This window comes from Streptomyces sp. NPDC051315, from assembly GCF_044455165.1.
Taxonomy (GTDB): Bacteria; Actinomycetota; Actinomycetes; order Streptomycetales; family Streptomycetaceae; genus Streptomyces.
Genome location: NZ_JBITEN010000002.1, coordinates 279,294 through 293,026 on the forward strand (window position 1 = coordinate 279,294; position 13,733 = coordinate 293,026).

At 73.5% G+C, this 13,733-nt stretch carries 13 protein-coding genes; 8 read left to right on the top strand and 5 right to left on the bottom strand.

The features are described from left to right. Window positions 1-121: 121 nt before the first annotated feature. The 3 genes from ACIBBD_RS04505 to ACIBBD_RS04515 all read right to left on the bottom strand — a co-directional run bounded on the left by ACIBBD_RS04505 (window position 122) and on the right by ACIBBD_RS04515 (window position 3,334). Entirely contained in the window at window positions 122-1,639 is a 1,518-nt protein-coding gene (locus ACIBBD_RS04505) for an FUSC family protein (protein WP_399417792.1), read from the bottom strand. 229 nt (window positions 1,640-1,868) lie between these two features. Then, complete coding sequence (locus ACIBBD_RS04510; RefSeq protein WP_399417793.1) at window positions 1,869-2,534, bottom strand: phosphoribosyltransferase; 666 nt, start codon at window positions 2,532-2,534, stop codon at window positions 1,869-1,871. Between the two features lie 107 nt (window positions 2,535-2,641). After that, on the bottom strand, window positions 2,642-3,334 hold the full coding sequence (locus ACIBBD_RS04515; RefSeq protein ID WP_399417794.1) for a dienelactone hydrolase family protein: 693 nt from the start codon (window positions 3,332-3,334) through the stop codon (window positions 2,642-2,644). Between the two features lie 78 nt (window positions 3,335-3,412). Between ACIBBD_RS04515 and ACIBBD_RS04520 the strand changes: the two genes are divergently transcribed. The 4 genes from ACIBBD_RS04520 (at window position 3,413) to ACIBBD_RS04535 (ending at window position 8,596) form a co-directional block, all read left to right on the top strand. After that, window positions 3,413-3,868 carry an archease gene (locus ACIBBD_RS04520; RefSeq protein WP_399417795.1) on the top strand — a complete coding sequence of 152 codons (456 nt, stop codon included), beginning with the start codon at window positions 3,413-3,415 and terminating at the stop codon, window positions 3,866-3,868. Between the two features lie 41 nt (window positions 3,869-3,909). Then, window positions 3,910-5,046 (top strand): CapA family protein, encoded by a 1,137-nt coding sequence (locus ACIBBD_RS04525; RefSeq protein WP_399417796.1) that lies wholly within the window; start codon window positions 3,910-3,912, stop codon window positions 5,044-5,046. 101 nt (window positions 5,047-5,147) lie between these two features. Further along, window positions 5,148-5,624, top strand: coding sequence for an Lrp/AsnC family transcriptional regulator (locus ACIBBD_RS04530; RefSeq protein ID WP_399417797.1), 477 nt, complete (start codon window positions 5,148-5,150; stop codon window positions 5,622-5,624). 167 nt (window positions 5,625-5,791) lie between these two features. Then, window positions 5,792-8,596 (top strand): beta-L-arabinofuranosidase domain-containing protein, encoded by a 2,805-nt coding sequence (locus ACIBBD_RS04535; protein WP_399417798.1) that lies wholly within the window; start codon window positions 5,792-5,794, stop codon window positions 8,594-8,596. Between the two features lie 104 nt (window positions 8,597-8,700). Here the strand turns inward: ACIBBD_RS04535 and ACIBBD_RS04540 are convergent, their stop codons facing one another. Further along, window positions 8,701-9,480, bottom strand: a complete 780-nt coding sequence (locus tag ACIBBD_RS04540; RefSeq protein ID WP_399417799.1) for a LysR family substrate-binding domain-containing protein — start codon at window positions 9,478-9,480, stop codon at window positions 8,701-8,703. Between the two features lie 58 nt (window positions 9,481-9,538). On the opposite strand from ACIBBD_RS04540, the gene ACIBBD_RS04545 reads away from it, so the two are divergent. Next, a complete protein-coding gene (locus ACIBBD_RS04545) occupies window positions 9,539-9,943 on the top strand; it encodes a DUF5997 family protein (protein ID WP_399417800.1) in 405 nt (134 codons plus the stop codon). Between the two features lie 12 nt (window positions 9,944-9,955). Here ACIBBD_RS04545 and ACIBBD_RS04550 read toward each other — a convergent pair whose 3' ends face one another. Further along, the gene (locus tag ACIBBD_RS04550; protein WP_399418129.1) at window positions 9,956-10,771 is read right to left on the bottom strand and encodes an EamA family transporter; all 816 of its coding nucleotides are present in this window, start codon (window positions 10,769-10,771) and stop codon (window positions 9,956-9,958) included. 156 nt (window positions 10,772-10,927) lie between these two features. Here ACIBBD_RS04550 and ACIBBD_RS04555 point away from each other — a divergent pair, with 156 nt between their 5' ends. The 3 genes from ACIBBD_RS04555 (at window position 10,928) to ACIBBD_RS04565 (ending at window position 13,298) form a co-directional block, all read left to right on the top strand. Then, window positions 10,928-11,794, top strand: coding sequence for a LysR family transcriptional regulator (locus tag ACIBBD_RS04555; protein WP_399417801.1), 867 nt, complete (start codon window positions 10,928-10,930; stop codon window positions 11,792-11,794). Window positions 11,795-11,887: 93 nt separating this feature from the next. Continuing rightward, on the top strand, window positions 11,888-12,277 hold the full coding sequence (locus tag ACIBBD_RS04560; RefSeq protein ID WP_389516594.1) for a cold-shock protein: 390 nt from the start codon (window positions 11,888-11,890) through the stop codon (window positions 12,275-12,277). A gap of 19 nt (window positions 12,278-12,296) precedes the next feature. Further along, window positions 12,297-13,298, top strand: a complete 1,002-nt coding sequence (locus ACIBBD_RS04565) for an AraC family transcriptional regulator (RefSeq protein WP_399417802.1) — start codon at window positions 12,297-12,299, stop codon at window positions 13,296-13,298. Window positions 13,299-13,733 lie beyond the last annotated feature (435 nt).

Here is a 13,733-nt window from a genome sequence, read left to right on the forward strand (position 1 = left end):
GGCGCCCGCCGGCAGCCACCGGCCACCCGCCGTCGGCACGCCACCCCATTCCGCAGGCCTCCGTGCCCCCGCAAAGCCCTCAGGCCCTCAAGCGCTTCCGGCCGGCGCGCCCACGCGCCTCTCAGGCCCCCACCAGCGGCGAGCCCGGATCCGCCCGCAGCGGCTGGGCCAGCTCCGCCAGCGCCCGCTCCAGCCCGTGCAGATGCGCCAGCGCGGGCTCACCGCCCGCCGGCGGCCGCTCGGTGTTCGGCGACGGCCGCTCCAGGGACGCCTCCCGCTCCGGTCCCCCCTCGGTCAGAGCCTCCACCGCGCCCTGCACCCGCCAGCAGGCGGCGGCGAGGCGGGCGTCGTGCGAGGCCTCGGGATCGGCGGCCACGGCGACGAGGCCGCGGATCTCACGCGCGCAGTCGTCGAGCAGCGCGAGCACCCGGCGGGCGCGCCGCTTGCGGCCGAGGGCGGGGTTGAGCGGGTGCACGAGCGGGGCGACGGAGAGCCGTACCCGGCCGAGGAGCTGCTCCAGCTCGGTGACACGGGCGGCGGGGTCGGCGGCCGGGTCGCCCGCGAGGCGTGCGGCGGCCTCGGCGGTGCACGCGTGGACGCAGCGCAGGGCCCGCTGGATCCAGGCGTCGGTGACGGCGTGGGTGGTGACGGGCAGCACGAACAGCACCGCCAGGACGGCACCGACCGCCCCGACGCCGGTCTCGGCGAGCCGCAGCGCCAGCAGTCCGGGACTGAGGACGCCGAGGAGGCCGTAGAGCAGTTCGGCGAGCAGGGTCACCCAGAGCATCATCCAGGTGTAGGAGACCGCGGCCGTGTAGAAGATCCCGAAGACGCAGACGGCGACGAGCGCGGCCGTGGGCGCGCCGGCCCCGTGCAGGGGGACGGCGACGAGCAGGCCGAGTCCGATGCCGATGACCGTGCCGAGGACGCGTCGGAAGCCGCGTACGAGGGTCTCGCCGCGCGAGGTGGTGTTGACGAAGATCCACCAGGTGGCGCCGACGGCCCAGTACCAGCGCTGACCGGACACCAGCTGGCCCACGACCAGGGCGAAGCCCGCGCCGGCGGTGGCCTGGACCGCCTGGCGGGTGGTGACCCGGGCGAGGCCACGGCCGCCGGGCGGGGCGGGCACGGGGGCCGGGGGCAGCCGGCGTTCGTAGCACCAGATGCCGAACCGCACCGCCGCCGCGGTCAGCACGGACAGCGCGACGGACGCGTACAGCTCGGGCAGCTGCGCCCTCGTCGCGTGCAGGAACTGCGCGACGAAGAACATCATGAACGCGAACACGCCCAGGCTGTGCCCGCGCGGCCCCCAGCGGCGCGCGTACACGCCCGCGCCGATGACGGCGAGGAAGGTGAGGTCGCGGGCCACGGGGTGGTCGTGCAGCACGGCGGCGGCCGCGAGCACGGGCAGACCGACGGCGGGCAGCAGCGCGGTGGTCACCGCCTGGCCGCGCACGGTGGCGTCGGTGACGGTGAACAGCGCGAGCAGCGCGGCGAGTCCGCCGGTGACGGCGCCGATCAGGGAGTGCCCGGCGAGGCCGCAGGCCGCGACCGCCAGTCCGATGCCGAGGACCGCCCGCGCGGCGAACCGCAGCCGCGCCCGCCCCGGGTCCGGAGCCACGAACACCCTCTTCAGCACTGCTTCCCACCCCTCCGTGACACCGGCGTGAAAAAGGCGCCGCGGAGTCCGCAGCGCCATCGACCCGCTCATCTCAGCACCTGGACGGCTTGTGGTTCAACCGAGCTCAAGATCACTGGTCCAATGGTCCAGTCGGAAGACGTTTCGGAGCGCCATCAGGTGGCCAACGGACCACTCGCCGGGGCCGCGGTCACCCCAGGACCGCAGGGCAGGGCGGTCGTACGGGCCTTCACGTGCGGCCGGCGTGCCGCTCGGCAGCCGCGCGCAGGGCTTCCAGCACCTCGTTGTCCGAGAGCTGTTCGAAGTCCTCGTACCAGAGGCCGACCGCCATGAAGGCCGCCGGCCGGTGCAGACAGATCACCTCGTCGGCCGCGGTGCGCAGCAGGTTCACCGCCTCGGGCGAACCGACCGGCACGGCCAGCACGACCCGGCGGGGCGCCAGACGCCGTACGGCGTGCAGCGCGGCGCGAGCCGTGCCTCCGGTCGCCAACCCGTCGTCGACGACGATCGCGGTGCGTCCGCGCAGGTCGGGGGCGGGGCGGCCCTGCCGGTAGAGCCGCTCGCGGCGGTGGAGTTCCCTGCGTTCCCGCTCCACCACCGGCGCGAGCTCGCTCCTGCTGAGGCCGAGTTTGCCGAGGGCCGCCTCGTCGAAGAGCGCCTCGTGGTCGCCGGCGATCGCGCCGACGCCGAGCTCCTCCTGGAACGGGGCGCCGATCTTGCGTACGACGAGCACGTCGAGCGGGGCGTCGAGCGCGCGGGCGACCTCCGCGGCCACGGTGACGCCGCCGCGGGGCAGGGCGAGGACGACGGGATCGGGCAGGTCGCCCTCCTCCTGCCGGGTGCGCAGCAGGTCGGCCAGTCGCCGTCCGGCCTGCTGTCGATCACGGAACTGCATGGCGGCTGCCACTCCTTCCTCGTCGGCCTTCCTCCGGCACCGCACGGCGGTGCGCCGGGCGCGGGCGCCGACGGGCACACGGCAGTGCGCCCGTCGGCCGCGGCCGGTCAGCTCTCCTCGGTGTGCTGACGTACGTGCTGCAGACAGTCCGCGCACCACTCCTTCACCGCCTCGGCGACCTGTTCCAGTGCGCCGGGCTCCTCGAACAGGTGGGTGGCCCCCGGCACCACGTGGACGGAATGCGGGACGCGCAGCCGGCGCGCGGCCTCCCGGTTCAGCCGGAGCACCTCCGGGTCCCGGCCGCCGACGATGAGCAGCACCGGTACCCGTACGCGCTCCAGCGCGGTTTCCGCCAAGTCGGGCCGGCCGCCGCGGGAGACCACGGTCAGGACCCGGTCGGGCCGTTCGGCGGCGGCCACCAGGGCCGCCGCCGCCCCGGTGCTGGCGCCGAACAGGACGACGGGAAGCGTCCCGGTGCCGGGCTGTGCCGCCAGCCAGTCGGCGGCGGCGGCCACGCGGCGGCCCAGCAGCGGTATGTCGAAACGGTGCTCGGCCGTCACCGCGTCCACGCGTTCCTCGCGTTCGGTGAGCAGATCGATCAGCACGGTGGCCAGGCCCGCGGTGCGCAGCTCGGCGGCCACCATGCGGTTGCGCGGGCTGTGCCGTGAGCTGCCGCTGCCGTGGGCGAACAGCACCACCGCCCGCGCCGACGCCGGTACGAGGAGGTCGCCCGTGAGCGCTCCGCCGGCGACGGGCACCCGAACCAGCTGGGAGAGCGTCGCCCTCACCTTCTTCCTCATGCCGTCGGTCGGTCCGGCCTCATTGGCCCACCGGGACCCGGGTACCCGTATCGGCGAAGACGACCGAGGAGGGCGGGCATGGTCGGCGACACCGACGACGACAGGCAGGCGCGGCGGCAGGGTTCGAGCGGCCACCGGAGGGTGGCTCACGCCGACGACATCCGCATCGACGCCTGGGGGACGAGCCGCGAGCGCTGTCTGGTGGAGGCGGCGCTGGGCATGGTGGAGTGCTTCGCCGACGTCACGGCGGTGCGGCCCACCGCCGTCGAGCGGCTGCAACTGGCCGAGGGCAGCGACGACGACCTGCTGTCCGCGTTGCTGGACGAGGTCGCCCACCGGCTGGAGGCGTACGGTCAGGTGCCCGTCGACGTGGAGGCGGAGGCCACGGACGACGGGATGGACGTGCGGCTGGCGGTGGCCGGGCTGGCGGACGTGGAGATCACCGGCACCGTGCCGACCGCCGTCTCGTGGCACGAGCTGCACATGGGGCCTGATCCGTACGGCTGGTCGTGCGCGGTGACCGTCGACATGTGAGGCACGACGACGTCCGTCCCGGCGGGGGTTACCGTGAGGACATGGATGGCGGCGCGGTGACGCTGTTCCTGTGCGGCGATGTGATGCTGGGGCGCGGCGTCGACCAGATCCTCCCGCGTCCCGGCAGTCCGGAACTGCGCGAGGACCACGTCCGGGACGCCCGCACCTACGTCCGGCTGGCGGAGTCGGTCCACGGGCCCGTCCCCGCTCCCGTGGACCCCTCGTGGCCGTGGGGCGAGGCGCTGCGGTGGCTGGAGCGGTACGCCCCGGACGTGCGGATCGTGAACCTGGAGACGTCCGTCACGCGGAGCGACGCCTTCGCGCCCGGCAAGGCGATCCACTACCGGATGCACCCGGCCAACCTGCCCGCTCTCACGGTGGCCCGGCCCGACGTCTGCGTCCTGGCCAACAACCACGTGCTCGACTTCGGCCGCCCGGGCCTGGAGGAGACGCTCGACTCGCTGGAGCGCGCGGGTCTGCGCGCGGCCGGAGCGGGACGGAGCCCCGCCGAGGCCTGCGCGCCCGTCGCGGTGCCCGTTCCCGCCGACGGCCGGGTGCTCGTGTTCGCCCTCGGGGCGCGGTCCGCCGGCGTACCGTCCGCGTGGGCGGCCACCCCGAGGGCGGCCGGTGTCGCCCACCTCCCCGAGCTGTCGGCGGACACGGCCGCCGCGGTGGTCCGCCACGTGCGGGAGACGAGACGCCCGGGCGACCTCGCGGTCGTGTCCGTGCACTGGGGCTCCAACTGGGGTTACCGCGTGCCCCGCGATCAGATCCGCTTCGCCCGCCTCCTGGTGGACGGGGGCGTCGATCTGGTGCACGGGCACTCCTCGCACCACCCCCGCCCCGTCGAGGTGTACCGCGACCGGCTCGTCCTGTACGGCTGCGGCGACTTCATCGACGACTACGAGGGGATCTCCGGCTACGAGGAGTACCGCGACGACCTGCGGATCGCGTACCTCGTCACGGTGGAGCGGGACACGGGCCGGCTGGCCGGTCTGCGGATGCTGCCGCTGCGCGCCCGGCGCCTGCGGCTCGAGCCGGCGCCGGACGAGGACCGCGTCTGGCTGCGCACCGTGCTCGACCGGATCAGCGACGGGGTGCACATCGCCCTGGACACCGACGGCACGCTCGCCCTGGGACAACCGGCCGCCACGCCCCGGACGGGGACCGGGCCATGAGCGACCGGACCGTCCGGAGGGGGTACGGCTGAGCCATTGGTACAGTCGGTGTGGGTCCCGCGCGGACGCGGGCACACCAGGGCACGAGGAGGCCGGGCACCATGGCCGTGGACGAGCTCGACACCCGCATCCTGCGGCTGTTGCTGGAGCAGCCCCGCACCAGCGTGCGGGAGTACGCCCGCGTCCTCGGCATCGCCCGCGGCACCCTCCAGGCCCGCCTCGACCGGCTGGAACGCGACGGCGTGATCACCGGCACGGGCCCGTCGCTCTCCCCCTCCGCGCTCGGCCACCCCGTGCTGGCGTTCGTGCACATCGAGGTCACCCAGGGCCATCTCGACGACGTGGGCGACGCGCTGGCCGCCGTACCGGAGATCGTCGAGGCGTTCTCGATCACCGGCGGCGGTGATCTCCTCACCCGGGTCGTGGCGCGCGACAACGCCCATCTGGAGGACGTGATCCAGAAGCTGATCAGTCTCCCCGGCGTGGTCCGCACCCGCACCGAGGTCGCCCTGCGCGAGCGCGTTCCGTACCGCCTGCTGCCGCTGGTGGAGTCGATCGGCCGCACGGCCGACAGGTGACGGGACGGGCGAGCCGGGTACGGCGCACCGCCCGAGGATTTGCTCCCGGCCAATCGCGTCGGCACCGTTGACGCCCTTCCGTCCCACCTCTAGCGTCTGGTCGATCATTCGCACACCATTCGTAATTTCGAACATTCGTGGACCCCTGGACCCCGGAGGAGCAGCACATGGCCCCGCCCCTCAGCAGACGGACCCTTCTCCAGAGCGCGATCCTCGCGGCCGCCGTCCCCGGGATCGGCGGCGGGGCGGTCGCCGCGGCCTCGGCGGCGACACTTCCGCCCCCGTCCGCCTGGGCCCTCCGGCCCTTCCCGCTGGACACCGTGAAGCTCCGCCCGGGCATCTTCGCGGCCAAGCGCCAGTTGATGCTGGACCACGCCCGCGGCTACGACGTGAACCGGCTGCTCCAGGTCTTCCGCGCCAACGCCGGCCTGTCCACGCTGGGCGCGGTCGCCCCCGGCGGCTGGGAGGGACTCGACGGGGAGGCCAACGGCAATCTGCGCGGCCACTACACCGGCCACTTCCTGACCATGCTGTCCCAGGCGTACGCGAGCACCGGAGACCAGGCGTACGCCGACAAGATCCGATCGATGGTCGGTGCGCTGACCGAGGTGCGGAACGCCCTGCGCGGCGACCCGAAGATGCTCGCCGTCACCGGAAGGTGGGGCGGCGCGCACGAGAACCTCCGGGGCTCGTACCAGTACGTCGACCTCCCGGCCGCCGTGCTCGGCGGTGCGGCGGCGATCACCCTGTCGGTCTGGGTGAGGCCCACCCACAACGCCGACTGGCAGCGCGTCTTCGACTTCGGCGACAACACCACCCGGTACCTGTACCTGGCCACCCGCAACGCGAACGGAGTGCCGCGGTTCGCCATCACCACCAACGGGCCGGGCGGGGAGCAGGGGCTCGACGGAACCGCCGCGCTGCCGCTGAACCAGTGGAGCCACCTGGCGGTGACCCTCTCCGGCAGCACGGGCACCCTCTACGTCAACGGCGCCGCCGTCGCCCGCTCCACCTCGATGACGCTCAACCCGTCCGTCCTGGGCACCCTGACGAACAACTGGCTGGGCCGCTCCAACTTCTCCGGCGACCCGGTCTTCGCGGGCGCCTTCGACGAGTTCAACGTCTACGCGCGGGCCCTGACCGCGGCCGAGATCACCTCGCTGCAGACCAACGAGGCCAAGAACTCCTCCGCGGGGCTCGGCGACCTCGCGTCGTACTACTTCTCCGCCACCACCGGCGGCACCTTCGCCGACGCCTCCGGCCGCGGGCTCACCGCCACCCTGCGCCGCACCTGGGGCGGGCCGAGCCACCCCGGGTTCCTCGCCGCGTACCCGGAGACGCAGTTCATCGAGCTCGAGTCGATGACCAGCGGCGACTACACCCGCGTGTGGGCGCCGTACTACACGGCGCACAAGATCCTCAAGGGTCTGCTGGACGCCCACCTCGCCACGGGCGACGCCCGGGCGCTCGACCTCGCGTCCGGGATGTGCGACTGGATGTACTCCCGGCTGTCCAAGCTGCCCGACGCCACCCTGCAACGGATGTGGGGCATCTTCTCCAGCGGCGAGTTCGGCGGCATCGTCGAGACGATCGTCGACCTGCACTCGGTCACCGGCAAGGCCGAGCACCTCGCGCTGGCCAAGCTGTTCGACCTCGACAGGCTCATCGACGCCTGCGCCGCGAACACCGACATCCTCGACGGCCTGCACGCCAACCAGCACATCCCGATCTTCACCGGCTACGTCCGGCTGTACGACGCGACGGGCGAGACCCGCTACCTCACCGCCGCCAGGAACTTCTGGGGCATGGTCGTCCCGCACCGCATGTACGGCATCGGCGGTACCAGCACGGCGGAGTTCTGGAAGGCCCGCGGGCTCATCGCCGGCACGATCAGCGACACCACCGCCGAGACCTGCTGCGCGTACAACCTGCTCAAGCTGAGCCGGATGCTGTTCTTCCACGACCAGGACCCGAAGTACATGGACTACTACGAGCGGGGCCTGTACAACCAGGTCCTCGGCTCCAAGCAGGACAAGGCCGACGCGGAGAAGCCGCTCGTCACGTACTTCATCGGCCTGAAGCCCGGGCACGTGCGCGACTACACCCCCAAGCAGGGCACGACCTGCTGCGAGGGCACCGGCATGGAGAGCGCCACCAAGTACCAGGACTCGGTGTACTTCAAGAAGGCCGACGACTCCGCCCTCTACGTCAACCTGTACAGCCCTTCCACGCTGACCTGGGCCGAGAAGGGCGTCACCGTCACGCAGACCACCGACTACCCGAGGGAGCAGGGAACCACCCTCACCATCGGCGGGGGCAGCGCGTCCTTCGAGCTGAGACTGCGCGTGCCGTCCTGGGCGACCAGCGGCTTCAAGGTGACCGTCAACGGCAGCGCCGTCAGCGGCACTCCGGCCGCCGGCAGCTACTTCACCGTGTCCCGGACCTGGCGCGGCGGCGACACCGTGCGCGTCACCATCCCCTTCCGGCTGCGGGTCGAGAAGGCCCTGGACGACCCGTCCCTGCAGGCCCTGTTCTACGGTCCGGTCAACCTGGTGGGCCGCAGCTCCGCCACGACCCACCTCCAGGTCGGGCTCTACCGGAATGCCGCGCTCTCCGGCGACCTGCTGCCCTCGCTGACGCCCGTGTCCGGCAAGCCCCTCCACTACACGCTGGGCGGCACCGAGTTCGCCCCCTTCCACGAGGGCACCGAGGACCCGACCCACGCCTACGTGCGGCGTGCCGAGCCCCAGGTCGTCTTCGGGAACACCGACGCGGGCGTCGCCAACCCGGCGAAGCCCGACGGCACGACTCTCCTGGACGAGATATGGGCCGGGGCACCCTTCGCGGACAAGAACGCGCTGGTGACGAGGGTGCAGAGCGTGGTGAACGCCTGGGTGGGCGCCGGGCTGCTCGGACAGGCCGACGGGGGGAAGGTGGTGAGCACGGCGCGGGGCGCGACGTTCGTGCCGTAGAGATGTCGGTGCCGTGGACGTTCGCGTGCCGTGACGTGCACGCGGACGTTCGCGTGCCGTGGACGTGCACGTGCCGTGGACGTCCACGGCCGTAGCGGGAGGGTCTACGACCGGCGGCGCGGCTTGCCCGTGCCCCGCCTGGCGCCGGCGCCCTTGGCACCACCGCTCCTGGGGCCGCCGGTCCGGCCCCGGGCGGCGCCGCCGGTCGTCCTGCCCGCCGCCGTCCTGCGGGGCTCGCGCTTCTTCTCGCTCTTCGGCTGGGTCTGCTGTTGCGCGCGGCCCCGCGAACTGTTGACCGTGCGACCGCGCACGATGCCGATGAAGTCCTCGACCAGGTCGGTGGTCGCCTCCTCCGGCCAGGCCAGGACGACGCCCGACCGGGGGGCGTCCACGACCGTGCGGTAGGTGAGGTCGCGGCGGTGGTGCAGCCGGGCCAGCGACTGCGGCACCACCAGGACTCCGATGTTCGCCGCGACCAGCTCGATCGCGTCCGCCGTGGTCGCCGGACGCTCGAAGGCGGGCTCACCGGGGAGCCGCTCCCAGCCGAGGACGTCGTCCAGGGGGTGGAGGACCACCTCGTCGGCCAGGTCGTCGAGGGTCACCTCGTCCGCCGCGGTCAGCAGGTGGTCCTTGGGGACCACGACGACGGTCGTCTCCGTGTAGAGGGGGATCGCGCTGAACACCGTACGGTCGACCGGGAGCCGGACCAGGCCCGCGTCGGCGCCGCCGTCCCGCAGGACGTCGGCGGCCTCGCCGGGCGTCACCTGCAGCAGGGTGAGGGGGACGTCGGGCAGGCGCTCCTCCCAGATCCGCACCCACTTGGCGGGCGTCACTCCGGGGACGTAGGCGAGCCGGAACGAGGGGGAATCCGCCGAGTCGGTCATCCCGCCAGGTTACCGGCTGTGGTCGGAGGCCACGTCGGCGGCCGATAGTCTGGACAGCATGAAGTCGCACCAGAGCACCCAGACGATGAAGCCCGCGACCGCGGCGAAGAAGCTGGGTGTGTACCTCCCCGCCACCCCCGCCGAGTTCCAGGAGGGTGTCGTCTCGCGCGCCGAACTGAACGAACTGCAGGCGAACCCGCCCGAGTGGCTGCGTGCGCTGCGGGAGAGCGGTCCGCACCCCCGTCCGGTCGTCGCGGCGAAGCTGGGTGTGTCCATCGCGGGCCTGGCGCGCGGCGGTGTCACCGAGGCGCTCACCACCGAGCAGATCGAGGCCCTCAAGGACGCCAGGCCCGAGTGGCTGGAGAAGGAGCGCGCCACTCAGGCCGAGGTCCGCAAGGAGGCGGCCCGCCTGAAGAAGCGTGACGCCGAGAAGGCGGAGCAGAGCGCTCACGACGCGTCCTGACCCGCCGGCTCCTCACCCGCGCCGCGCCGCGAGGATGCTGAGGGCGTTGGCCAGGACGACCGCGGCCACGGCCGACCAGTCGACGAGGCCGAGGCCCTGTCCGAGGCCGATCCAGCCGACCAGCGCCGCGAGCACCGGGTTGACGCTCATGAACAGGCCGAACGCGGCCGGGGGCACGTGCCGCAGCGTGAACACGTCCGCGAGGTAGGGCACGGCCGAGGACAGCACACCGGCGGCGACCGCGTAGCCGACGGCCGGGGCGGTCGGCGGGTGACGGAGCACGAGGACGACAGCGACCGGCAGGAACACCAGCGCGGAGACGGCGGCCGCGGCGGCCGAACCCTGCGCCCCGGGCACACGCCGCCCGACGGTCCGGTTGAGCAGGATGTACGCCGCCCAGCAGACGGCGGCCAGGAGGGCGAGGCCCATCCCGAGGTAGTCGGTGGAGGGCTGCGGGCGCATCAGCGTCACGGCACCCGCCGCGGCGATCACCGCGCAGCAGGCGTCGACCCGCCGGCGCGCGGCGGCCAGGGCGATGGCCAGCGGGCCCAGGAACTCCAGGGTCACCGCCAGCCCGAGGCCGATGCGGTCGATCGCCGTGTACAGGGAGAGGTTCATCGTCCCGAACACCAGCGCCAGCAGCAGGATCGGTCCCCACTCGTGCCGGGTGAAGGACCGCGGGCGGGGGCGGCCGACGGCCAGCAGGACGACCGCGGCGACGTACTGGCGTACCGCCACGACGCCCGCCGGGCCGAGGACCGGGAAAGCGAGCGAGCCGATCGCGGCGCCGGTCTGGTTGGACAGACCGCTGCCGACCATGGTGACCACTCCGGCGAGCCGCCGCGGGGCGGGCGGCGCCGAGGGCGCGGACGGGACCGGTGCGGTGGGCGCCCCTGCGGGGGATACGGCGGACATGGTCGAAAGCGTGCTCCGCGGTCGCCGTTGCGCAAAATGCATGCGGCGAGCGATCGATACGCTGTGGTCATGGATCGTGGGACGGGCGTGGAGCTGAGGCAGCTGCGGTGTCTCGTCGCGATCCTCGACGAGGGCGGGTTCACCGACGCCGCGGCCGTGCTCGGCATCTCCCAGGCGGCCGTCTCCCGCACTCTCGCCTCACTCGAACGCGCCCTCGGCGTACGGCTGTTGAGGCGTACGTCGCGGGTCGTGACGCCGACCGCGACCGGGCTGCGCGTGGCGGCGCACGCGCGGCGGGTGCTCGGCGAGGTGGACTCCCTGGTGCGGGAGGCCTCCTCCGGCCACACCCGTCTGCGGATCGGCTACGCCTGGTCGGCGCTGGGCCGCCACACGCTGGCCTTCCAGCGTCAGTGGGCGGCGCGGCACCCCGGGACGGAGCTCCAGCTGGTGCGCGTCAACTCCGCCAGCGCCGGGCTCGCGGAGGGCGCCTGCGACATGGCGGTGGTGCGCCGACCCCTGGACGACCGGCGCTTCGACGGCGCCTTCGTGGGCCTGGAGCGGCGCCTGTGCGCGCTGGCCGCCGACGACCCGCTGGCCCGGCGCCGCTCGGTGCGGCTCGCCGACCTCAGCGGGCGGACGCTGCTGGTCGACCGCCGCACCGGCACCACCACCCCCGAGCTGTGGCCGCCGGACGCGCGGCCGGCCACGGAGGAGATCCACGACGTCGACGACTGGCTCACCGTGATCGCCACCGGCCGCGGCGTCGGCATCACCGCCGAGGCGACCGCCAACCAGTATCCGCGGCCCGGGATCGTCTACCGGCCGGTCCGCGACGCCGAGCCGGTCGCCGTCCGCCTGGTGTGGTGGCGCGACGATCCGCACCCGGCGACCCAGGCGGTGATGGAGCTGCTCACGGCGTTGTACCGTGCGCAGTGAGCCCCCCGGGAGTCGCTCGGGGGCCGTCGGGGTTGAACTACGATCTGGTCAGGTTCACCGACGTGGGTGTTTCGAGGTTTGCTGGGGGTTGGGATGGTTGCTGGTCGTGTGGTGCGCTTCGACAGCCAGCGTGGTTACGGGTTCATCGCGCCGGACGACGGCGGGGAGGATGTCTTCCTGCACGTGAACGACATGCTGATGCCCGAGTCGCAGGTGCGGCGGGGTGTCGTCGTGGAGTTCGAGATCGAGGACGGCGAGCGCGGTCCGAAGGCGTCCGGGGTGCGGCTCGCGCGGGGCGCGGACGGCAAGCCGCTGGCGGCCGACGACGACGTCCTGTGCGACGTGCTCAGCACGGAGGAGTTCACCCGGGACGTCACCGAGGCCCTGCTGACGGCGGCGCCCTCGCTGACCGCCGAGCAGATCCTGCAGGTCCGCGGCTCGCTGGCGCAGTTCGCGAAGAACCACGGCTGGGTCGAGGGCTGACGAGACCGGCCGGGCACAGGTGTCCGCCGCAGGCGGTACGGGCCCGGCCGCCCGCAGGTTCTCGTTCCGTACGACGGACGTGGACGAGGCGCGTGCGGCGGTCGACGCCACGTACTACGCCACCTCCATGACCCTGCTGGACCCCGCCGGGGTGCTCGACGCCCGGTTCGAGGTGGTGCGGCTGGGGCCGCTGACCGTGGGTGACCTCAGCTGCGGCGCCCCGGTCGGGATGCGCTTCGGCGACCTGGGCGCCTACCACGTCGACCTGCCCCTGTCGGGCCGGCTCCAGTGGAGCCAGGCGGGCCGGGAGTCTGCGCTCGCCACCCCGGCCCGCGCCGCCGTGTTCCAACCGGAGGGGCGGACATCGCTGGAGCGCTGGCACCCGGACTGCCGGCTGATCGCCGTGAAGATCGAGGCGCGCGCCCTCGAGCGCCATCTGGAGCGTCTGCTGGGCCGGCCGGTGCGCACGCCGCTGCGCCTCGCGCCCGAGCTGGACCCGACCTCGGGTCCGGGGGCGACCTGGGCGCGGCTGGCCCGGCTGGTCGTGGCGGAGATGGACAACGACGGCGGTCTGCTGCACCAGCCGCTCCTGACCGCCCAGCTCGCGGAGTCCCTGCTGACCGGTCTGCTGCTGGCCACGGGCCACGCGTACCGGGAGGACCTCGACACCCCGCCGGCCGCGGCCGCGCCCACGGCCGCCCGCCCGGTGGAACGGGTCCTGGACGCGGTCCACGCCCACCCCGAACGCCCCTTCACCACCGTCGAGTTGGCCGCCGTGGCGGGGGTCGGCGCACGCTGGCTGCAGGTGGCGTTCCGGCGACAGCTCGGTCTGTCCCCCATGGCGTATGTGCGCGAGGTGCGGCTGGCGCGCATCCGGGAGGAGCTGACGCGGGCCGATCCGGCGGGGACGACCGTGGCGGACGTGGCGTTCCGCTGGGGCTTCGGGCACCTCGGCCGATTCGCGGAGAAGTACCGCGAACGGTACGGCGAACTGCCCTCGGAGACACTGAAGTCCCCCTGATCGGGTCCCTGATCCGGTCCCGGATGCGCTCCCTGATCCGGTCCCTGATCCGCCCCTGGGCGTGCGCGAATCGGCCACGCTCAGCGGATCGCCGCCGCCCGGTGGGCGGGGGTACCTTCTCCCTGCCGTGTCAAGGACTCGACACGGTCCTCCACGGCGAGACCGCTCCCCTCCGCGTCGGTGGGCGGCCGGGCCGTCCACCGGCGACGATCCTGGGGTCTCGCCGGTTCGAGGAGGTGCGCGGGCTGCCCGTGCCCGGATCCCATCCCCGTGATCCGGGTACGGGCAGCCTCGCCGCCCAGCCCCGAAGGGCGATTCCAGGACCCTCCGCTCACCCCCGGTCCACGACGGCGGCCTGCGGTCCCGCCCCGTCCGGCCCGGGTCATCGCCCGCCCGGGGTCGTTGTCAGTGGCCTGATCTAGAGTTCCCGTCACT